General features: G+C 57.2%; 20 protein-coding genes. 9 read left to right on the plus strand and 11 right to left on the minus strand.

The genetic code is table 11. The annotated features are described in order from the left end of the window. The first annotated feature begins 30 nt into the window (after window positions 1–30). Window positions 31–621, plus strand: coding sequence for a lipid-binding SYLF domain-containing protein (locus OVA03_RS15220; protein ID WP_267525882.1), 591 nt, complete (start codon window positions 31–33; stop codon window positions 619–621). Between the two features lie 88 nt (window positions 622–709). Here OVA03_RS15220 and sodC read toward each other — a convergent pair whose 3' ends face one another. The 4 genes from sodC to OVA03_RS15240 all read right to left on the minus strand — a co-directional run bounded on the left by sodC (window position 710) and on the right by OVA03_RS15240 (window position 6395). Continuing rightward, entirely contained in the window at window positions 710–1231 is a 522-nt protein-coding gene (gene sodC / locus OVA03_RS15225) for a superoxide dismutase[Cu-Zn] (protein ID WP_420710511.1), read from the minus strand. A 236-nt stretch (window positions 1232–1467) separates the two neighbouring features. Continuing rightward, entirely contained in the window at window positions 1468–3048 is a 1581-nt protein-coding gene (locus OVA03_RS15230; RefSeq protein WP_267525884.1) for an alpha-N-arabinofuranosidase, read from the minus strand. Window positions 3049–3076: 28 nt separating this feature from the next. Beyond that, window positions 3077–5422 carry a glycoside hydrolase family 127 protein gene (locus tag OVA03_RS15235; protein ID WP_267525885.1) on the minus strand — a complete coding sequence of 782 codons (2346 nt, stop codon included), beginning with the start codon at window positions 5420–5422 and terminating at the stop codon, window positions 3077–3079. A gap of 94 nt (window positions 5423–5516) precedes the next feature. Then, the gene (locus OVA03_RS15240; RefSeq protein ID WP_267525886.1) at window positions 5517–6395 is read right to left on the minus strand and encodes a LysR family transcriptional regulator; all 879 of its coding nucleotides are present in this window, start codon (window positions 6393–6395) and stop codon (window positions 5517–5519) included. A gap of 91 nt (window positions 6396–6486) precedes the next feature. Between OVA03_RS15240 and OVA03_RS15245 the strand changes: the two genes are divergently transcribed. From OVA03_RS15245 to OVA03_RS15255, 3 genes are all read left to right on the plus strand, one after another. Then, window positions 6487–7437 carry an SDR family oxidoreductase gene (locus OVA03_RS15245; RefSeq protein WP_267525887.1) on the plus strand — a complete coding sequence of 317 codons (951 nt, stop codon included), beginning with the start codon at window positions 6487–6489 and terminating at the stop codon, window positions 7435–7437. Window positions 7438–7666: 229 nt separating this feature from the next. Next, a complete protein-coding gene (gene fumC, locus OVA03_RS15250) occupies window positions 7667–9061 on the plus strand; it encodes a class II fumarate hydratase (RefSeq protein WP_267527739.1) in 1395 nt (464 codons plus the stop codon). A 75-nt stretch (window positions 9062–9136) separates the two neighbouring features. Further along, window positions 9137–9697, plus strand: coding sequence for a PH domain-containing protein (locus tag OVA03_RS15255; RefSeq protein WP_267525888.1), 561 nt, complete (start codon window positions 9137–9139; stop codon window positions 9695–9697). Here the strand turns inward: OVA03_RS15255 and OVA03_RS15260 are convergent. The 5 genes from OVA03_RS15260 to OVA03_RS15280 form a co-directional block, all read right to left on the minus strand. Further along, window positions 9694–11319 (minus strand): FMN-binding glutamate synthase family protein, encoded by a 1626-nt coding sequence (locus tag OVA03_RS15260; protein WP_267525889.1) that lies wholly within the window; start codon window positions 11317–11319, stop codon window positions 9694–9696. The two genes, OVA03_RS15255 and OVA03_RS15260, sit on opposite strands and share 4 nt — an antisense overlap. A 110-nt stretch (window positions 11320–11429) precedes the next feature. Beyond that, window positions 11430–12323, minus strand: a complete 894-nt coding sequence (locus OVA03_RS15265) for a GIN domain-containing protein (RefSeq protein ID WP_267525890.1) — start codon at window positions 12321–12323, stop codon at window positions 11430–11432. A gap of 25 nt (window positions 12324–12348) precedes the next feature. Next, window positions 12349–12486 carry a hypothetical protein gene (locus OVA03_RS15270; RefSeq protein WP_267525891.1) on the minus strand — a complete coding sequence of 46 codons (138 nt, stop codon included), beginning with the start codon at window positions 12484–12486 and terminating at the stop codon, window positions 12349–12351. 249 nt (window positions 12487–12735) lie between these two features. Next, entirely contained in the window at window positions 12736–13683 is a 948-nt protein-coding gene (locus tag OVA03_RS15275) for an alpha/beta hydrolase (protein ID WP_267525892.1), read from the minus strand. 46 nt (window positions 13684–13729) lie between these two features. Beyond that, window positions 13730–14128, minus strand: a complete 399-nt coding sequence (locus tag OVA03_RS15280) for a YccF domain-containing protein (RefSeq protein WP_267525893.1) — start codon at window positions 14126–14128, stop codon at window positions 13730–13732. A 338-nt stretch (window positions 14129–14466) separates the two neighbouring features. Between OVA03_RS15280 and OVA03_RS15285 the strand changes: the two genes are divergently transcribed. The 5 genes from OVA03_RS15285 (at window position 14467) to OVA03_RS15305 (ending at window position 18746) form a co-directional block, all read left to right on the plus strand. After that, window positions 14467–14670 (plus strand): DUF4169 family protein, encoded by a 204-nt coding sequence (locus OVA03_RS15285; RefSeq protein WP_267525894.1) that lies wholly within the window; start codon window positions 14467–14469, stop codon window positions 14668–14670. A gap of 151 nt (window positions 14671–14821) precedes the next feature. After that, window positions 14822–15061, plus strand: a complete 240-nt coding sequence (locus tag OVA03_RS15290) for a ribbon-helix-helix domain-containing protein (protein ID WP_189486289.1) — start codon at window positions 14822–14824, stop codon at window positions 15059–15061. A gap of 213 nt (window positions 15062–15274) precedes the next feature. Then, entirely contained in the window at window positions 15275–17584 is a 2310-nt protein-coding gene (locus OVA03_RS15295; RefSeq protein ID WP_267525895.1) for an ATP-dependent helicase, read from the plus strand. A 2-nt stretch (window positions 17585–17586) separates the two neighbouring features. Continuing rightward, complete coding sequence (locus tag OVA03_RS15300) at window positions 17587–18387, plus strand: peptidylprolyl isomerase (RefSeq protein WP_267525896.1); 801 nt, start codon at window positions 17587–17589, stop codon at window positions 18385–18387. Continuing rightward, entirely contained in the window at window positions 18384–18746 is a 363-nt protein-coding gene (locus OVA03_RS15305) for a RusA family crossover junction endodeoxyribonuclease (RefSeq protein WP_267525897.1), read from the plus strand. The genes OVA03_RS15300 and OVA03_RS15305 overlap by 4 nt, the downstream gene beginning before the upstream one ends. A gap of 120 nt (window positions 18747–18866) precedes the next feature. On the opposite strand, the gene OVA03_RS15310 is transcribed toward OVA03_RS15305, so the two are convergent. Together OVA03_RS15310 and OVA03_RS15315 are read right to left on the minus strand one after the other, a co-directional pair. Further along, complete coding sequence (locus tag OVA03_RS15310) at window positions 18867–21041, minus strand: serine hydrolase domain-containing protein (RefSeq protein WP_267525898.1); 2175 nt, start codon at window positions 21039–21041, stop codon at window positions 18867–18869. Window positions 21042–21080: 39 nt separating this feature from the next. Further along, window positions 21081–21587 (minus strand): SspB family protein, encoded by a 507-nt coding sequence (locus OVA03_RS15315; RefSeq protein ID WP_267525899.1) that lies wholly within the window; start codon window positions 21585–21587, stop codon window positions 21081–21083. Window positions 21588–21861 lie beyond the last annotated feature (274 nt).

Genomic DNA, 21861 nt, shown 5'->3' on the forward strand with positions numbered 1-21861 from the left:
TAATTCCAACAACCCCGAAGGAACTACACCATGACGAAAACCGCTGTAATGACCGCCCCGAAAAAGACCTTGATGAGCCTAGTGATGGCCTTGTCTCTGACGACTGCGATGGCGGCCCCCGCCCTGATCGCCGCCCCTGCCGAAGCGGCCACCAAGGGCGAACTGACGGTTGAAGCCAATCAGGCCCTCAACAGCCTCTATGCCTCAAACCCGACCGCCAAGCTGATTGGCTCCAAGGCCAAGGCCATTCTGATTTTCCCGAATATCGTCAAGGCCGGTCTGGTCTTCGGCGGAGCTTACGGCGAAGGCGTGCTGATGCATTCAGGCAAGGCCGATTCTTATTATAACTCGTTCTCCGGTTCCTGGGGTCTTCAGGCCGGGGCGCAGTCCTACGGTTATGCCGTGTTCCTGATGAACGACAATGCCGTCAAATACATCCATGATACCCAAGGTTGGGAAATCGGTGTTGGTCCAACGGTTGTGATTGTCGATGAAGGTGTGGCGAAAAACCTGTCGACCTCGACGCTTAAGGACGATGCCTATGCCTTCACCTTCAATCAGCAAGGCCTGATGGCCGGTGTGACCATCGATGGCACCAAGATCTCCAAGATCAAAGAATAGCTTTCTTCCCTGAGTAGCGTTCCCCTTAAACTTAAAGCCCTCCGGAGATAATCCGGAGGGCTTTTTTTATCATCCAATATTACAGGGCCTACTTGATAACCGCGCAGGCGACACGCGCACCGGCACCGCCGATCGGTTGGGTGGTGTGATCGTCGGCATTGGCGTGAATGACCACGGCGGCGCCATCAGCATCGAGTAGCGCCGGACGGCCAGTCGCCCCCTTGACCGACACCAGGGTCGAATAGATTTCAGCCGTGGCCTTACCGTCTGTATTTGCAAAGATATTGGGCAGATCGCCGGAATCATTGGCCTCAGCGTTCAGCAGGCCGTGGGTAACCTTGGGCAGGCCGTGCTCATGGACGTGAGCCCCGGCATTGGTGAATTTCTCATCGCCGCAGTCGCCTTTTTCATGGAAGTGGATGCCGTGCCAGCCGGGGGTCAGGCCCGCAACTTCGATTTTCAGCACTACACCCTTGGGCGCGTCGATAACGGTCACGGTGCCGGAAATGCCGGTGCCTTTGAACTCACCAGAGTGGGTGTCGGCCAAAGCGGTCAGCGGGGCGGCGGTCAGGGCCACTGCTGTGGCGGCCAGCAGAAACTTGCGCATAATATTACCTTTCTTGTGTAAATCAGTTGGCCATAGAGATATGAGAATTATTATCAAAATACAATAAGTGTGACCGATAATGAAAAAGACCCGCCGGTGAGGGCGGGCTTTTATTCTCCTCCCTACAAAGTGGGAGGTGGCTGTGAGCACAGCGAATAGACGGAGGGGGAAGGTCTTGGAAAAGATACCCCTCCGTCTCGCCAACTCGACACCTCCCCATAGAATGGGGAGGAGAGTTCTTACTCAACCGCGACGACCACGACCGACTTAGCCGGGACATCGAGCGTCAGCTTGCCACCAGCGATCTTACCGCCCTTAAAGGATGTGGTGGTGACCACTTCCTTTTGACCGGGGATATTGTGGGCATCAAGCTTGGTCGCCGTCAGCACGTCGCCGGTGACCTTCTTGGCCTTGAGGGTGCCGAGATCAAGACTGATCTTATAGCCCTTATCGGCATCCATATTGGCCACGCCGACATAGGTCTTGCCGTCCTTGGCCTTAGCCGCCGAGACGTTAAAGGCCGGATAGGTTTTATCCTTACCGTCCTTATCCTTACCGGCGGTAAGTGTCGGGGCATTGACCTCAACCGGCAGCGGGGTCGCGTCCTGGAACGGCACATACATCTTATAGGCATAGTAGGTCGGCGTCAGGGCCATCTTTTCCTTATCGGTCAGGATCATGGCCTGAAGGACGTTGATGGTCTGGGCGATGTTGGTCATCTTCACGCGCTCAGTGTAGCGGTGAAAGATGTTGAAATTGGCGGCCGCCACAATGCCGTCACGGAGGGTGTTTTGCTGATAAAGGTGACCGGGATTGGTGCCTTTTTCCACGTCGTACCAGGTGCCCCATTCATCGACATAAAGGCCGATGCGCTTTTGCGGATCGTTCTTGTCCATGGCCGCGATGTGATCTTTCAGAATCTGATCCATCTGGGTCGTCTGGTAGAAGGTTGAGTTCCACTGCTCGACGGGAAAGTTGGTCGCCGGGCCTTTGGTGGTCCAATTATTGGTCGGCAGGGTGTAGTAGTGCAGCGAAATACCGTCCATGAACCGGCCGGCATTCTTGGTTAACACGTCCGTCCAGTTGACATCGTCGGCATTGGAGCCCGACGCGATGCGAAGTGCCGGATTGTCAGAGCCCTTATGGAAGAAGGCCGAGAAACGGCGATATTCATCGGCGTAATATTCCGGCGTCATATTGCCGCCGCAGCCCCAGCTTTCATTACCAATACCGATATAGGGCACTTTGAACGGCGCATCGCGGCCATTGGCGCGGCGCTCATTAGCCAGATCGTCAGTGCCGGGCGAGGTCATATATTCGATCCACTCACGCATTTCCTTGGGCGTGGACGAGCCGACATTGATTGAGATATAGGCTTCGGAGCCGACCTGCTCGACGAAGTCAAAGAATTCATGGGTGCCGAAGGCGTTGGTTTCCGGCGTGCCGCCCCACCAGTTGTTCTTGCGCGCCGGGCGTTTTGAGCGCTCACCGATGCCATCGCGCCAGTGATATTCGTCGGCGAAACAGCCACCGGGCCAGCGCACGACAGGCATTTTGATGGCTTTTAAGGCCGCGACCACATCATTACGGATGCCGCGGGTGTTAGGGATGGTTGAGTCTTCACCGACCCAGATGCCTTCATAGACGCCCAGGCCCAGGTGCTCGGAAAACTGACCATAGATATGGCGTGAAATCTGCGGGCCGGGTGCGTCGGCTTTCAGCGTCGCCTCGACCGTTTCGGTTTTGCTTTGGGCGGTTGCCATCAGGGGCGCAAAGGCCACCGTGGCGGTAAGGGCTGCCAGGGTTAGGGTTTTCAACATGGGTATCCTCTTTTGTTTTTATTGACGTTCAAATTTTGGCAGGGCCGGTGCGGAACACCCGCGCGTCGTAGACTGAGGTCCACTGATCGCGCTCGGCCTCAAAGCGCACCGTGATCTTTGATTTGCCTTGGGTTGCCGCGGCGGGCAGGGGGTAGGTCTTGGTGTTCATGGTGGTGGTCGGCTCACCTTCCAGCCGTTCGTGCACAAACGGCTGACCGTCGATCAGGATCTTGAAATCCTTATTGCGATCACGGCCCGCATAGGTGACCTGAAGAGTCAGATCACTAGGAGCTACTGCCATGTCGAATTGAAAATAGCCGCGGTTTATTATCCGGCCCCGCAGGCTGATATGACTGCTAGCCGCCGTATTGGGTGTGCCCACAAAATTATGATCTTTTTCCGGCTGTTGTTCGCCCAGTCGGATGTGATCAACGGTCGCCGCTCGAAACGCCGCACGAGCCTTAGCGTCAGCCTTATAGCCGACCTCAACCGTCTGCCATTCGGCAGGGGAAAACCTGCGGAAATAGACGGCGGTGCGGTTATTGTGCTGGGCGAAATAGGGCCGCAAGGTCAGGTCATCCGGGCGGCCTTTTTCGCCCAAACTATAGATGTGGTCGCCCGATGACGCTTTAAGTAAATTCTCAGCACTGTCGGCCACAATCGCTGGATCATAGCCTTCCCACGCCTCGCGCATCGGCCCCAGATCGGCGGCCAGTACCAGCGGGCCGCTCAAATAGGCCACCAGATTAGCATCATCCGGCATGGCCTCATGATAGGTCGTCATGGGCAGGGTCAGCGCAATGACATCGCCGGTTTTCAGGCCGGTCAAGGTGAGGTAGCCATCCTTGGGTGCGGTGGTCACCGCCTTGCCATTGACGCTCAGAGACGGTGATTTGGCCCATACCGGCACGCGCAGGGCAAGCTCAGGCGCGGCTTTTTTCGGGGCCTTCGTGACGCGGATCGATACGGTATCCTTTAGCGGAAAGGCCGTGTCCATATCGAGCTTAAAGCCCTTTTCGGCCCAGTTCAGGCTAGAGGCATAGTAGAGGTTGATGGCGACGCGGTTGCCCGACTTCCAGTAAATGCTTTCGCCGTGTTTCGAGTGGCTTTCCATGCCGGTGCCGACGCAACACCAGAAATCGTTTTCGGGGTCGGAGTACACCCGTCCAAAACCCGACACTAGCGGCGAGAAATAGCTGAACATGCCGGTGGCCGGGTCTTGCTGCGACATGATATGGTTAAGGTGGGCGCGCTCATAAAAATCGAAATAGCGTGCATCCCCTGACCAGCCATAAAGATGCCGCGTCAGGCGCAGCATGTTGTAGGTATTGCAGGCTTCGCAGGTCTGCTGATCCAGACGGGTCGATAACTGGCGCGGCAGGCCGAAATGCTCGTGATCGGAATTGCCACCGATGACGTAACTGTGGTCTTTGGTGACCGTTTCCCAGAAAAACAGCGCGGTTTTGGCGTGGTGGGGTTCGCGCGCCAGTTCATAGATACGGGCGGCGCCGACGATCTTGGGGATTTGCGTGTTGGCGTGCTTGCCGTTCAGTTCGTCGCGTCCCTGCGCCAGTGGATCGAGCACCGCTTTGTGGCATAGGCGCTGTGATAAGGTTAGCCAGCGCTTATCGCCCGTGCGGGCATATAGCTCGGCGTAGGATTCGTTGATCCCCCCATGCTCAGCGCGCAGGATTTCCTGCACTTGATCATCGCTTAAGCCCTCAATGATCTTACCGAAATAGTCGCCCAGGCCGATGGCGACCTTGAGCGACGCCGCATCGTTGCAGTATTTATGGGTATCCAAGGCACCGGCAAACACCTTGTGATAGGTATAGATTGGCACCCAGCCGCCGTTGAGATCAAAGCCCGACGTGCGGATATCGCCGGCTCTCAATTCCTCATAGACGACCTTGCCATCTACAGTCTGGCCGTTGCGGCCAACCGTTGTGCCGCCCGCATAACCATCACCCTGTTTAGCCTGAACCTCAGTGAGTTCGCGGGTGATATAGAGGGCGCGGGTTTTAAGGCGTTCATCGCCGGTTTGGGCGTACATTAGAGAACAGGCAGAATAGTAATGCCCAAGGCAGTGGCCAGCGATATCAAGCGCTTCCCAGCCGCCGTAAAGTGCGCCCTTGGGTTCAAGCCCCGCACCTTTACGGAAGTTATGCAGCAGACGGTCGGGTTCCAGAGCCAGCAGATATTTTTGGTTAGCCTCAATCGATGTCAGGAAGATCGACGGCTTTAGCCGCACCGCACTGAGCGGGAAGGGCTCATAGCTTGCCGATTTCGGCTGGGCACGACTGGGTGTGCTTAAGCCCGCCCCCGCAAAAGCGGTCGCGGTAAACAGTGTTGCGCGTCGTGAAAACGTGAACATACCTTCTCCCTGATCCGATGCGTTTTATAACGCTATTATTTGTCGGACATAATCGCGATATTTTCGGCAGGGTCAAGCCTGAAGCCTGTATTTTTCAGCTATTGGCCGCATAGGTTTTAAGGCCATCAACCAGCGCATCGAACATGACCCGGCAACGCGGCGTCGATTTCAGGTTTTCGTGCATGACCACATAGGTTGGCAATGTCAGGGTAAGGCCCGGTACGACCCGCACAAGACCTGAGTGATAGGCAAGGCCTGTCTGGCAAAAGCCGATGCCAAAACCCGCTTCGATCATCGAGAGTTGCGCCACATCGCTGTCTGAGCGGAAGGTAAAGTCGATGTCGAGATCGGGCAGGCGCTGTTTCATAGCGCGGATGGCCGCCGTTTCAGTATCATAGCCGACCGTGCTGTGGTCTCTAAGGTCGCGTGCCGTCAGAGGCGTGCCGTAGCGTTCCAGATAGTCTGCGCGGGCATAAAGGCCAAGCGTAATGATGCCGACCTTTTGCACCACCAACGCCTCTTGCTTTGGCTCAAACATGCGTACGGCAATATCGGCGTCACGTCTCAACATATCGGCGGGCGCATTGGATAGCGATAGCTCAATGGCAATGTCTTGGTGGCGATGATGCAGATCAGACAATATCGGGGGCAGCACGCGGACGCCTATTATCTCGCTGGCCGAGATGCGTACCGTGCCCGACAGGGTGTCACCCTGGGCTGAAGCCGCCCGTTTCAAAGCGGCCGCCGAGGACAGCATGGCCACCGCATAGGGTTCCAGCGTGCGCGCCGCTTCGGTCGGGGTCAGGCCGTGCTGAGAGCGGGTGAACAATTGATAACCTACCGCGTCTTCCAAAGCATCCATATGCCGCCCGACCGTCGGTTGGGCCAACCCCAGTGCGCGGGCGGCCCCCGATAGCGACCCCTCGGTCAGCACGCTTAAAAAGGTGCGGTAGATGTCCCAGCTTATGTCCATGCAAAAATGTATAGCATAAGCACATAATCATGCAATTTTATTGATTCGTTAAACCCGTCATAGTGGCGCTATCAAACATGGAGAGATCACGATGACCACGCAAAACATAGCCTTGGTATTGGGTGCCACCGGCGGTATCGGTGGGGAAATGGCCCGCACCTTACTGGCCCGCGGCTGGCAGGTTCGGGCGCTGCACCGGACGCGTTCAGGCAAAGACGAAGGTATCGACTGGATCAAAGGCGATGCCATGATCGCTAGTGATGTCAGGGCGGCGGCGCAAGGTGTGGCCGTTATTGTCCATGCCGTTAATCCACCGGGCTATAAAAACTGGGGCAAGCTGGTCTTGCCGATGATCGACAACACCATTGAGGCTGCCCGTGCCACGGGGGCGCGGATAATTTTGCCGGGGACGGTCTATAATTTCGGCCCTGATGTCCTGCCCAATATTCTTGAAACTTCAACGCAGAACCCCATCACGGCCAAGGGCAAAATCCGCGCCGAGATGGAGCGGCGTTTGCGAATGGCCAGTCAGCACGGCCTCAAGGTGCTGATCGTGCGGGCCGGGGATTTCTTTGGGCCGAGCGCCGGCAATAGCTGGTTCGCCCAGGCGATGGCGAAGCCGGGTGCGCCGGTCACCGCCATCACCTATCCCGGCAAAAAGGGTGTCGGTCATCAGTGGACCTACCTTCCGGATATGGCCGAAACGGTCATGCGCTTGATTGAAACTGACGCGCTGGAACCCTTTTCGGTCTTTCATATGAAAGGCCATTGGGATGCGGATGGCACGCAGATGATTGCCGCCATCCGTCGTGTGGTGGGTAAGCCTAACCTGCCGGTCAAAAAGTTTCCGTGGAAGCTGATGAAGCTATTGGTGCCGTTTGTGGTGATGTTTCGGGAGCTACGCGAAATGCGCTACCTGTGGAAGGTGCCGGTCTATATGTCGAATGACCGGTTGGTGGCGGCTTTGGGCGCAGAACCGCACACCCCGCTGGATCAGGCGGTGCGTAGCGCCCTGATTGGCCAAGGGTGTCTGCGTGAATAATTCGCGAAAAAGGCACAAAGGGTTTGCACTTATGCGGCTGAGGTCATAGGACAAATTCCGTGTTTTTTGCGGAGTGCGAACTATGGGCAAGGGCTTGTTTGGCGGGCTGTTCGGATCGAAAACATCGAATAAGCCGCCCCAAAAACCAGCAACCAAGACATTTGAGGCTGAACCGCCGCCCGTAGCCACGCCCGCGACCCCCGACCCAACCGTTCAAGAGGCCCCCAAGATGACCAAAACCACCCGCACCGAGACCGATACCTTTGGCCCGATCGAGGTTGATAATTCGAAATACTGGGGCGCTCAGGCCCAGCGCTCGCTTGGCAACTTCAAGATCGGTTGGGAAAAGCAACCTTTGCCGGTGGTGCGGGCGTTAGGGATTGTTAAGCGTGCGGCGGCGGAGACCAATATGGCGCTGGGCAAGCTTGATCCGGCTATCGGCAATGCCGTGATTGCTGCCGCCAACGAAGTGATCGAGGGTAAGCTCGATGAGCATTTTCCGCTGGTGGTGTGGCAGACGGGGTCGGGTACCCAGTCGAACATGAACGCCAACGAAGTCATCTCCAACCGCGCCATTGAAATGCTGGGCGGCGAGATGGGCACCAAAAAGCCCGTCCACCCCAATGACCACGTCAACATGTCGCAATCGTCGAACGATACCTATCCGACCGCCATGCATGTGGCCTGTGCCGAAGAGATCGTCCACCGCCTGCTGCCGGCGCTTCAGACCCTGCGCAATGCCCTGAACGATAAGGCTGAGGCCTGGAAAGACATTATCAAGATCGGCCGTACTCACACTCAGGACGCGACTCCGCTGACCTTGGGGCAGGAGTTCGGCGGCTACACCCAGCAACTGACCAACGGCATTGAGCGCATTTCGCAAACCCTGCCCAAGCTGATGCAACTGGCCCAGGGTGGCACCGCGGTCGGAACCGGCCTCAATGCCCCGATCGGATTTGCCGAGGGCGTGGCTGACCGGATCGCCGCTATTACTGGCCTTGGCTTCACGACCGCGCCGAACAAGTTTGAGGCTCTGGCGGCGCATGACGCGATGGTGTTCAGCCACGGCGCCATCAATACGGTCGCGGCATCCCTGTTTAAAATCGCCAACGATATCCGCTTCTTAGGCTCCGGCCCGCGCGCAGGCTTAGGCGAACTGGCACTGCCGGAAAATGAGCCGGGGTCGTCGATCATGCCGGGCAAGGTCAACCCGACCCAGTGCGAAGCGATGACGCAGGTGTGCGTGCAGATCTTTGGCAACAATGCCGCCTTGACGTTCGCCGGTTCGCAAGGCCATTTTGAACTCAACGTCTATAATCCGGTCATGGCCTATAATTTCCTGCAAAGCGTGCGTCTGCTGGCCGATGCGGCGGTGTCGTTCACTGATAACTGCGTGGTCGGCATTGAGCCGCGCATCGACAACATCAAAAAGGGCGTTGAAAACTCACTGATGCTGGTCACGGCGCTGAATGGCAAACTCGGCTACGATGCTTGCGCCAAGATCGCTAAGACCGCCCACAAAAACGGCACGACCCTGCGCGAAGAAGCCGTCGGCGGCGGCTACCTGACCAACGAAGAATTTGACCAGTTCGTCCGCCCTGAAAACATGGTCTCGCCGGGTTAAGAGGCGCTCTGTACAATTAGGCGGGAAAAGGGCTATGTTCCGAAAGGGAGCATAGCCTTTTCTTTGGGGGATGATATGGCGCGGTATGTCGATACGGCTTTGAGTGCGGGGGAACCCATTCTGTATGACGCCAAGGTGCACTGGGCGGTGTTTCTGGAACCGTTCACCAAATGGATCGGCACGGCGGTATTTCTGGCCATTGTCTGGACGTTTATCGGGGTGCTCATTGTCGGTGATTTAAGCGAAAATCTGGCCGATGAGCGGGCGACGCAGGCGCTGGGGTGGTTAAGCGCCTTGTCCTTCACCCACATCGTTATATTGATCGCCATTTTGATCGGGGTGCAGAGCCTGATCAAGGCACTGATCTATTACTATAATTCCGACTTTGTGCTGACCGACCGGCGGGTGATTTCAAAGTTCGGCCTGCTTAGCCGCACGACCAGCGAACAAAGATTGTCCAAGGTCGAGTCGATCCATGTCTATCAAAGCTTTCTGGGCCGGCTGCTCAACTACGGCACGGTGACCGTCACCGGCACCGGCTCATCGGCCACCAAGTTTGGGCCGATGGCCGATCCGATCGCCTGCAAGCGCGCCATCGAGACCCAGCTTGATCTGGTCAAATCGGATGCCGGTTAAGCCATCAAGGTCTCAACCGTGGCCTCATCGACCGGATCGAAGCTGTCGATCTGGGCACGGTGCCATTGCTTCATCAGCCACTCGCGCGCGGTTCCGTTTAGCAGCGATCCCGGTTCGACATGGTGATAGGCGACATCGCCGCGCACCACTTCTCCAGTTGTGGCGCGCACATGCAGGTGCCAGGGCTTGAGCTCACGCGGATGGTTCAGTCCGGCGGCTTCCAGCATCTGAGCCAGGGCCTTGAGCGTATTGCGATGGTAATTTTCGACTCTTGGGGCCTTATCCGAGACCACCAGTGCCCGCTGGCGGAGCTTTGATTGGGTGGCGACCCCTGTAGGGCAGTGGTTCGTGTGACATGACCGGGCCTGAATACAGCCCGCGGCGAACATAAAGGCGCGCGCCGACATGACAAAATCCGCCCCCAGAGCGTGGGCCCGGCAAAAGTCAAAGGCCGAGACAATCTTACCCGATGCGCCAATCCGGACCTGATCACGCAGGCCCGCCCCGACTAAAGCATTGTGAACAAAGCTCAGACCCTCGACCAGCGGCAGGCCGACATGGTTGGCCAACTCCACGGGCGCCGCGCCGGTGCCGCCTTCGCCGCCGTCGATCGTTATAAAGTCAGGCATAACGCCGGTGGCCAGCATCGCCTTGACCAGGGCCAGAAACTCAGACCGGTGACCGACGGCCAGTTTGAGGCCCACGGGCTTGCCGCCGGACAGATCCCTTAGGTAAGCGATAAAGCGCATCATCTCACGCGGGGTCGCAAATTCCGGATGGGCCGCCGGCGATACGCAGTCTTTTGTGCGGTCGATCAGACGGGTGCGGGCGATTTCTGCGGTGATCTTGTTTTTGGGCAGAACCCCGCCGTGGCCGGGTTTGGCGCCCTGACTGAGCTTGAGTTCGATCATCTTGACCTGATCCAGGGCGGCGGTTTTGGCAAAAATGTCCGGGTCGAACCGTCCCGCCTTGGTGCGGCAGCCGAAATAGCCCGAGGCGATCTGCCAGATCAGATCTCCGCCATATTTGGTGTGGTATTTCGAGATCGCCCCTTCGCCGGTATTATGGGCAAACCCGCCCTTCTTAGCCCCCTTATTGAAGGCCATGATGGCGTTGGCGGATACCGCGCCAAAACTTGTGCCGGAGATATTCAGGACGGAGGCGGCATAGGGCTTAAGGCAGTCACGGCCGCCAATGTGGATACGAAAATCGGGATTTATGATTTTCGATGGCCGCATGGAATGGGAAATCCAGCCATAGCCTATGGCATTGACATCGCGGATCGTGCCGAACGGTTGTTTGTCTGACACATTCTTGGCGCGGCGATAAACCAGAGCCCGCTGCTCACGGGAAAAGGGCAGAGGATCGCGGTCATCCTCTATCATATACTGGCGTATTTCGGGCCGGAGCGCTTCGAGGATAAACCGAAAGTGGCCGATAATCGGATAGTTGCGCAGGATCGCGTGAGACGACTGTATAAGATCGCCGATCCCGATGAGGCTTAGCGGGGCCAGCACAATCAGCGGCCACAGAAATTCGGGGCGCAGATAATAGCCTGCGGCGGCGCTGGCCAGTGTCAGAACCAGACACAGTTGCAGAATGAAAAACCTCGATAAGCCCATATGCCCGCGCCCCCCCGGATATTATCCGTGGACGTTAACAAACCTATGCGACCCTTGTTTGACAGTCTTAAGGGGCACCCGGTTGCGCCGCCAAAAAGCTCGGGCTTTGACTATGGCCCAACGCGGACTGAGCCTGAGCCGATCACACGCTTATTGACGCTGCCGGTGACGCGGCCAAGGCGGACATCGCCGGAGCCTGCGATGGAGGCTTCGACATCGCCCGCCGTGCCGCCAAACTGCACGTCGCCCGATCCGGCCAGGCTGATGGTGACGCGCGGGGCATTGCCGTCCCGGAGGGTAAAACTGCCTGAACCGGCACCGGCGATATCGACATCGCCATTGACCCGGTTGATGGTCGAGCTACCGGAACCAGAGGTTTTGATCGACAGGTCTCCGCCGATATCACCCAGATCGAGATCGCCAGACCCGGCATTGACGGCATGGGTGCGACCGCGGATGGCACCGACCTTAATCTGGCCGGACCCGGAACCCGCGATGTCCGCCTCTGAGGCCGAGGCGACCTTGATATCGCCGGAGCCGGAGTTGGCCAGATTAAGCTTGCCCGCCACGGGTGCGGCCTGCCACGATCCACAACCGGACAGCGCCAGCTTAAGCGTGCGGCTTTGGCCGATGTCACCAAAGGTCGGGCTGGCCGCCGACAGCTTCACATCGCGCGGGGTGCGGACATGAATGACTGGCAGATCATCATAGCGAACAGTGCCGACACCGCTGATTTTGACATCGCGGCCGCAGCCCTTGATCTTATGAGCCAATTGCCCGCTGACGATCAGCTTGTCGCCTCTGACAGTGACGGTAATTTTCGGCAGGTTAGGGTTGTTTTTGACCTTAAGATCAATGTCCGTCCGGTCTTCGGGAGTGACGATGACGCGGGCGGCCATGTGTTTAAGTTCAAGCTGGTTGGCGGCTTCGGCGCGGGCGCTGAGGGCGCAGACCGCCACAATCGGCGTAGCGAGAAAGAGGGCGGTCAGGGTGGCTGTGCGCATCGTGTTCACTCCCAAGGGTCAGAGATTAGCCGTTACGGTCAGCAGTGGCGGTGGCACCGTAAAGCGCGCGCTCAGAAGCTGGTTGCGGGCTGATGGTGACCAGCGAAAAGGCAAGAGCCAGAGCGGCAAACGAAAAGATAAACGGAGAGATAGGGGTGGTCATTTTAAACATCCTTGAGGTTGGGGAGCGCATTCCGAAAAGTGTGAAGCGGTTTTCGGATTAAATGCGCGTCAAAAAATTTAAGGTACGAAAGTGAAGCGGGTTTGCTTCGGAACTGACCCCTAAATGGCGCAAGGATGGTTTGGTTTCAAATTAAATGGATGTCATGACGCCGATTTAATATATTAAACAAAATCAATGTGTTAATATGAATTTTCTGTAATGTTTGTATCGCGAACAAGCCATTGACACTTAAGCAAAAAGTCCTCTGCTACGCGCAAAACTTAAGAACAGATCGCCCCACTTGGCCTTGGTGGAGTTCAGGCCATAGCCGTGGCCACCTTCGGCAAACAGATGGGTTTCGACCTTAATGCCGTGGGTTTTGAGCGCTTCCCGTAGCAAAAGCGCATTGGCGACCGGCACTGTGCCGTCATCTTCGCTATGGGCGATGAAAGCGGGCGGGGTGGCGGGGCTTACCTGTTTGTCGGTCGAAAACTGATTTACCATGTCTTCAGTCGGGGCCGCGCCCAACAGGTTGATGCGCGATCCGCCGTGCGAGATACCGGCTGCCATCGAAATCACCGGGTAGATGGGCGCAAACAGGGTGGGGCGTGCGCTTAAACTATCGGCAGTATCGACGGCGTCATAAGCCTTATGGTCAAACAGGGTCGCCAGTGACGCACACAGATGGCCCCCCGCGCTAAAGCCGATCACCCCCGTCCGGTCCGGATCAATGCCGTAGCTGGCATGGTGATGGCGGATGAGCCTTAGTGCCCGTTGGGCATCGGCCAGCGGTGTCAGATGAGGTGTCGCCCAGCCTTCGGCGGGCAGGCGGTAGGTCAGGATAAAGGCCGCCACCCCATGGGCCGCCAGCCAGCGGGCGATCTCATGGCCTTCGTTATCAATTGACACAAAGCGGTAGCCGCCGCCGGGAATGACCAGCATGGCGGCGCCATTAGGCTTTTGCGGGCGATAGATGGTCAGGCGCGGCTGAGACACTCCGGTGACAAAGCGTTTGGTGTTGCCGGACGGGGGTGAGACTTCCTGACGGGCCGGATTGAGGTCACCTGCTGGATCCTTGGGCCACAAGGGCATAACTTCGGTGCTGTCCTGAAACGCGGCGGGCGTCTGAGAATTTACGGTCAGCGGCAGGGCCGCCAAAAGGCCTGCACTTAAGATATGGCGGCGATCAATCGGCATGAACTGTCCCTAACTATATTATAATGCAGGGACTTTGGCCGAGCGCTCAGCGTTTTTCAACCACCATTTTACCGACCGGTGCCAGGGCAAGCTGTGCCAGTTGCAGATCCTTAAACGCAAACGGCAGGCCGATTATGGTAATGGCCTCACCAATCGCAGTGATCAGGTGAGCCAGCGCAATATACCAGCCCGCAAAGACGAACCATATAATATTGAGAAACAACCCGACGGCACCGGTGCCGATATCGGTGCGGCCGGTGTGGTCATCGCGGTCAACAATTTCCTTACCGAACGGCCAGAAGGCAAAGCCTGCAATGCGCCAGGCCGAAAAGGCCCACGGCAGGCCGACAATGGTTATGGCCAGAAAGAACCCGCCCAGCAGCCACAAACAGCCGCAGATGAAACCGCCGAAGATGAACCAGAGCAGGTTAAGTAGTAATCTCATGAGGGGGCTCTCTGCGGGATAAGGCGGTTGGCACCGGATACCGGGACTATAGGGTAAAGGCCGCCGTAATCACGTTAAATTTCATTTATGCGGTCACGGCGGCAGCGTATAATTAAACGTATAAAATATTAGTCAAGGTTTGAGTGTAGTCTGTCGATCTACTTGAGGCCTGAGTTGCCGAAGGGGTAGGCCTATGCGGCAACCGCGCTTAAATACCGCCGGACGGTAAGATGGTCACATGAACTGGTTTCGTTTTTAAGTATAAAACCGATATCGCGCTCTGATTCGCAGATCGAAAGTCAGTTTTTAAAGCCTTTGTAGTAATGAGAGTAGTTATCATGTCAGATGTTGTAAGCCTAAGCAAAGCTCGAAAAGCGAAAAACAAGGCTAAAAAGCAAAAACAGGCGGTTGAAAACCGTATAATATTTGGAACTTCAACCAAAATTAGAAAGCTTGAAATAAAAAAGGCAGATATAGAGTCGAAAAAACTGGAACAGAGATTGCTAAGCACACCGGATGGTAATAAAAAGGACGAGTGTTAAACAATAAAAGCCATCCTCTAAGTAGCCTTTGCGGGAATGGTCTTATAATACCGTGGATTATGATGAATAAATGTACCTCATCCAAGTACAGTATAAACCCTAAAAAAACATACGCTGTCGTGGAAAGACGCCGTGAAGTTGGAGGAACCTCATGCCTGGTTTAAAAAAACGCTCTGTTAATCTTGCCGGACACGCCACGTCGGTGGCGCTGGAGCCGGAGTTCTGGACGGTGCTTGAGGATATGTCCAAAGAGCGCAGGGTTAGTCTGGCGGCTTTGATTGCCGACCTCGATTCCCGGCGCGGTGAATCGCTTCTGGCATCATTTTGCCGGTTGTCGGCGCTTGCCTTTGTGCAGGCTAAAGCGGGCGGTGCGAAGAAAAAGAAAGCCTGATCTGCAAACGCTTTTTTACCTCATGTTAGTTTCTTAAAAAAACTGACATGAGGGAAGGTTTGCGCTGTGTGGGCATAAACGGCGATATGATTTGGATCGCGGTTGAAAATCGGCTTATGATGCGAACAAAACGTGACTCGCGCGCTGTTATGGTGCGTCTGTTCTACCGCATCGGCTTTGGAAGTCTCCTGAGCCCTAAGCTATGGTTCATACATGAGTGCAATCCCTATAAGCGTTCAGGCATCAAGCCATCTTGGCGTATCCGCGCCGGATTATCTGAGCGGTCTCAACCCCGAACAGTCTAAGGCTGTGCGCACGGTGACCGGGCCGGTGCTGGTGCTGGCGGGGGCGGGCACAGGCAAGACGCGCGTGCTGACGACTCGGATCGCGCATATTTTGCGTCAGGGGTTGGCGCGACCGTCTGAGATCCTGTGCGTCACCTTTACCAATAAGGCGGCGCGCGAAATGCGTGAACGGGCCGAGCGTCTGATCGGGCCCGCAGCAACCGGACTTTATAATCTGGGCACGTTCCATTCGATCGCCGCCCAGATTCTGCGCCGCCATGCCGAACTGGTGGGCCTGAAATCGACCTTTACCATCCTTGATGACGATGATCAGGTGCGTCTGCTGAAACAGATCATCGAAGGCCGCCGGATCGACACCAAGCGCTTTCCGCCCAAGACCCTGGCGCACTTCATTGATCAGTGGAAGAACAAGGGCCTGCTGCCGGATCAGGTTGCCAAGCTGAACGATGCCAAAAAAGGTGACGAAGGTGCTGATTTCGCGTTCGGCAAGGGCGCTGAGATATACGCCGAATATCAGGATCGCCTGCGCGTGCTCAATGCCTGCGATTTCGGCGATCTGTTGCTCCACACCCTCAAGATTTTCACGCAGTATCATGAGGTTCTGGCCCAGTATCACGCTCGCTTTAAGTACATTCTGGTCGATGAATATCAGGACACCAATGTCGCCCAGTATCTGTGGCTGCGGATACTAACCAATGCGGATCGTAACCTGTGCTGCGTCGGGGATGACGATCAGTCGATCTATGGCTGGCGCGGGGCGGAAGTCGATAATATCCTGAAATTCGAGCGCGATTATCCGGGCGCCGAAGTCATCAGGCTGGAGCGAAACTACCGCTCGACTAAGCACATCCTGGGGGCCGCTGCGGGGCTGATCAAGGCCAATAGCGCGCGTCTGGGCAAGACCCTGTGGACCGAAGATCAGGCGGGTAAAAAAGTCTTGGTGCAGGGCATCTGGGATTCGGCGGCTGAGGCCCAGTGGGTGTCGGAAGATATCGAAAAACAGAAAAAATCCGGCCGTGCCTATCAGGACATGGCCGTGCTGGTGCGGGCGTCGTTTCAGATGCGGGCCTTTGAAGAACGCTTCCTGATGCTGCAAATCCCCTATGTGGTCATCGGCGGGCCGCGCTTTTTCGAACGGGCGGAAATCCGTGACGCGATTGCGTATCTTAGGCTGATCCAGTCCCCGGACGACGATCTGGCGTTTGAGCGCATCATCAATGTGCCTAAGCGCGGCATTGGCGATGCGACGGTGCAAAAGCTGTTAATGCAGGCACGGCTGGCGGGCCAAAGCGTGATGGCCGCCGTGCGCGACCTGATCGACACTGATGAATTGCCGACGCGCGCCCGCAACCCCCTCACAGCCTTTGTGCGCGACTATGACCGTTGGCGTGAACTGGCCAAGACCATCAAGCATGACATGCTGCTCGATACCGTCCTGACCGATGCCAGCTATTATGACATGCACCGCGCCGATAAGGTGTCGGGTCAATCGCGGCTGGATAACCTCAAGGAAATGGTCAATTCGATGGCCGATTTCGAGGATCTGGGCGCGTACCTGGAGCATGTGGCTTTGGTCATGGAGCTTGAGCGCGATGCCGGGGCCAATTCGGTCAAGATCATGACCCTGCACGGCGCCAAGGGGCTGGAGTTTCCGGTGGTCTACCTGCCGGGCTGGGAAGAGGGCATCTTCCCGTCGCAGCGCTCAATGGACGAAAGCGGCCTGCGCGGGCTGGAGGAGGAGCGCCGGCTGGCCTATGTCGGCATCACCCGCGCTCGTGAGGAGGCCCGCATCAGTTTTGTGGCTAACCGGCAGGTCTATGGCCGCTGGACCTCGCAACTGCCGTCGCGCTTTATTGATGAAATGCCGATTGAGCATGTCGAGGCCGTGTCCCAGACCGGCTACGCCCAGGCCGGTTGGACCTCGCAGGAATCGCGCTGGGATCGCGCCGGGTATCAGCCCAACTACACCAAGCGCGAAGACCCTAAGGCGTTTGGCGGCAACCTATCGGGCGTCGATATGAGCCGTTTAGAATCGCGGCCCCACCGGCCATCAGCCCCCGCCAAGCCGCAACCGTCCAAGGGCTTGCCAGTGGGGACGCGGGTCTTCCACGTCAAGTTCGGCTATGGCGAGGTTAAGGAAACCGAGGGTAACAAACTGATTGTGCGCTTTGAGACGGGCGATAAAAAGGTCATGGACAGCTTTGTGGAAAAGGCGTGAGTATGAAGATGTGGGGGATGGGCTTAATCGCCCTGATAATGGCGAGTGGTGCACACGCCGCGGACTGGAAGCCGCTCGATGCCGACAATACGCTGGTGGTCGATACATCCAAAGGGCGAGTGATTATCGCCCTGTCGCCCGAAATGGCCCCACAGGCGGCCGAACGCATCAAGACCCTAACGCGTCGCGGGTTCTATGACGGGCTGCTGTTCCACCGGGTCATCCCGCAATTTGTGGTTCAAACCGGTAATCCCAACAATAAGGATGGCGGCAAAAGCGACCTGCCGAACCTTGCGCTGGAGTCCGTATTTAATCTGAAAACCACGCCGCATTATACCGCTGCGCGGCCTGTGACCGGTGCGGTCGGCTTTATTGGGGCGACCCCGTTTGCCTCGACCGATGACTATCATATCAAGACCGGCACCGTTCGGGCCTGGGGGACGCACTGCGCGGGTGTGGTCGGTATGGGGCGCGATGATGAGCCCAAGAACTCAGCCAATAGTGAGCTTTATATTACCCTGTCGGACGTGTCGCGGTTGGATCGGGATTATACCGTCGTCGGGCGCGTGGTGTCTGGTTTTGAGATCGTGAAAGCCCTGAACGCCGGAGAGCCGCCCACAGCGCCGGATGCGATGACGCGGGTCAGGGTGCTGGCGGATATAGCGGCAACAGAGCGGCCCAAGCTTGAAGTTATGGATGTATCCGGGGCTGCGTTCGCGGCGCATGTCAAAGCGAAACGGAATGAGCGCGGTGCGGATTTTTCAGTGTGCGACATCACAGTTCCGGTAAGAGCTGTGCGATGAACGCAGATGGCTGGATCGCTTCGGGAAAAGTGCGGGCGCGGGAGACTGAGGAAGGGATTGAAATCCTGATCGACGGTCTCACCACGCAGGGGCGCTATTATAAGCCGCTGGTCTATGAGTTTTTCCGCAAAGAATGGAGAGGGGCGCGTCCGGCTTATGGCGATTACGGCGTCGAGATCCGCATGGAGCACATCGGCGATCCGCCGTGGATGGACCTCGATAATCTCGCCAAGGCTTTGCTGGATGCCATCAAAGGCTTTGTGTTTCACGACGACAGTCAGGTGGCCCGGCTTTTGGTCGAACGCCATGAGGGCGAGCGCGAACAGATTCATATCAAGGTTTATGCGTTGAAAAGATAAAGCCAAATTCAGATGCAGGGCTGCCCCCCAAGTCTGAATATTTAGTCTGAATTTGACGATATTGATGAACCACATCAAAGTATTTTTGGCTTTAGCCAAACAACTTTGATGTGAAATTCATTAGCTCCACCAGGTCAGAGCGCCCCACATGACGAGGACAAGGCTGTAAAGCGCCCAGAACGCCATCAGAGCTGTGTGGCCGATTTTCTGCGTCAGGCTCCAGCCATCGGTATAGTATTGCGCGTCCTGCCACACCCAGAACATCAGGGCGAACTGTAGTGCCGTGCCAAGCGCGGCCAGAAACGCCAGACCTGACGCCATGCGCACCATGCCGCTCGGCCAGTTGATAAACAGACTGGACGGATCAGACCCCAGCCCCGCCCGCCAGTCGCTGAACGCCCAGATGGCCAGCAGCCACATAAACGCAATGGTATAGGACAGCCACGCCGCCCGCGTCTGGGCTTCGGTCGGATTGTTCTGATGGTGCTGGCGCGTCAAACCGACCAGCACGACCAGGCAACTGACCAGCACCAGCTTAGTAAAGCCGCCCAGGGTCTGCGGGTTATGCACCCAGCCGATGCGCTCATAGCGCGTCATATTTGATGAGGTCTCAAAGGCTACCGCCTTACCGCCTTCGGGCTTAAACGCCACCCGCAGGCTGCCGGAATTCAGGCCGGTGCCGGAATTGCCGCGGTCTTCGGGCAGGAAAAAGCCGGAGGTGCCTGCCGGCACATAGGCGGCCATGCCGTCGCCGGACGACAGGATCATGCGGCCGTTGGTGTCAAAATCCACATCGACCGTATTGATCAGGCGGGTGATAGCGCCTTCTAGGCCGCTGTAGGCGCGGCGGGTCGAGGCATACTGACCGGCAATGGCATCGTAATAGGCGCGGTGACTGCCGTAGCTCATGTCGCTGCCAGGACGAAGCGGCGCCGGGTTCGGGCTTTCGCCCTTAAGGTGCGCCAGCAGCAGGTCGGGATAGGCTTCGGTCAGGGCCTCACCGGTCTGGGTGTTGGCGGCGACATAGATGCCGATATCCAGTTCCGGCACCAGAATCATATTGGCATTGAACCACAGGGTAGCCCCACCGTGGCCATAGGTCATAACGCCGGAGGGATGCTCACGCATCACAAAGCCTGACGCCCAGCCATTATAGCCCTTGGGCAGTTTCAGCAGCGGACTGCGGAAGGCATTGGCCGATGACGGGCCAAATATCTGCACGCCGTCCAGTTGGCCATTGCCGAGCAGCAGCGCCATGTAGCGCGACATATCGGCGGCGGTTGATGAGGCCCCGAGCGCCCCGGACATGGCGATGCTGTGGTCAAAGGGCTCAGTCTGCCAGGTGGCGCCGTCCCACAAAAAGCCGCTTGATAACTTCGCCGCCAGATCGCGGCTCATCGGCGTGGGCAGTTCGCTTAAGGAGGTCTGCGGATCGTAGGGCTCACGCAGGGTCGTGTGATTAAGGCCGAGCGGCTTGAAGATGCGGGCTTCCATCAGGCCGGGGACATCGCGCGCTTTTGAGGTCTGCACGACCGTCATGGCCGCCAACGCCGCCCCGAAATTGGAATAGCTGGAGAACTGGCCGCGATCGCGCACCCGCATCGGCGTATGACGGCGCAGATAGGAATCGGTGCCCTGAAGATGGGTTGGGTCAAGCTGGAACAGGTGTCCAAGGCTGGTGTCCTCATAGCCAGTGGTGTGGGCCATCAGGTCGCGCATACGCAGCGGCTTGTAGCGGCGATCCTCACGGTAGATATCCGGCGGCAGGTAATCGGCGATGGGGCCGTCAAGCTTTATGCGCCCGGCCTCAATCTCCTGTCGGGCCACGATCCAGGTGAAGGTCTTGGTGATCGAGCCTATGCGAAACAGGCTGGTATAGCCGTTGGTCGCGCGGGCCGGGGACAGGCGGTCATAGCCGTAGCCCTTGATCAGCAGGGGTTTGCCGCCCTGAACAATGGCCACGGTCGTGCCGAGCACATGATCGCGTTTCATCAGGGCGGGAATAACGCTGTCGGTGAAGGCTTCGATATCGGCGGCACTGGCGGGCACTGCGCTGGCAACGGGAAGGTCTGGTGCAGGCGTTGTGGCCGGTTTGGGGCGTGGTGCCACTTTCGGCGCAGGCTTAGCCTGAGCGGGTGGAGTAATTGGCGGTGCCGAGGCTTCCGCAGGGGGCGGCGCGGTTTCAGACGGCGGTGCCGCGGTTGCCTGTAGACCCATCAGGCCGAAAACCAGACCTGCCAGCGCACCGCACAGGCCGGGGGTTTTTGAAAGGCGGGGCAAAAAACCAGAGGGCATAGGCGCGGGCATTTTTATTTTTTAACTTAAGGATAGAGGCTATTTTTTCCGGAACTGATCGAGGGAAACGACCTTCGGGCCAGCGTCTTCGGGCAGGGGATCGGGTTTATCGATGTTGGCCATCGGCGTGATGCTGAGATCTTGGCTTAGATCGTCCTCGTCTTCATCGCCTTCAACGACGTCGAATTCGAGAATGAACTGCACGCTGGGGTCATAAAAACGCGTGATCGCGGTATAGGGCACCACCAAAACCTTGGGCGCGCCGCCAAAGCTCAAGGTCACCGTAAACAGGTTTTCCAGCACCTTAAGGTCGCGGAACTGATGTTGCAGCACGATGGTGATATCATGGGGATACTTAGCCAGCAGATCGGCAGGCACCTGAACGCCCTCAAAACGGGTCAGGAAGGTGACATAGAAATGATGTTCGCCGGGCAGGCCTTCGGGCGTGGTCGCGCGGGTCAGCGCTGAGCGGATTACGCCTCTCAGGGCCGTCTGGGTCAGGTTTGCATAGTCCATGTGGTCCATGCTGATCTGATCGTCGCTCATTCTTATGCCTTTACTAGCGGATGCCTCTACCGGGTTACACCATGATCGGGAAATGCCAGATAAACAGAACTTGGCAGTCCGTCTCACGGTCTGTTTGAGACTTAACACAGGCATGCGTAAACAAAACAGCAAATTGGCGTGATTCTGATAAAAAAATGCGCATGGCCTCAACGGGTTTGCGGGAACCGGCGCCACCACGATTTACCCGATTCTCTCTTCGCCTTCAGGCCGGCATGAGCCAAATGGTGACCTCAGACGAACTATGATCGCAAAA

Origin of the sequence: Asticcacaulis sp. SL142 (assembly GCF_026625745.1) — a bacterium.
GTDB lineage: Bacteria > Pseudomonadota > Alphaproteobacteria > Caulobacterales > Caulobacteraceae > Asticcacaulis.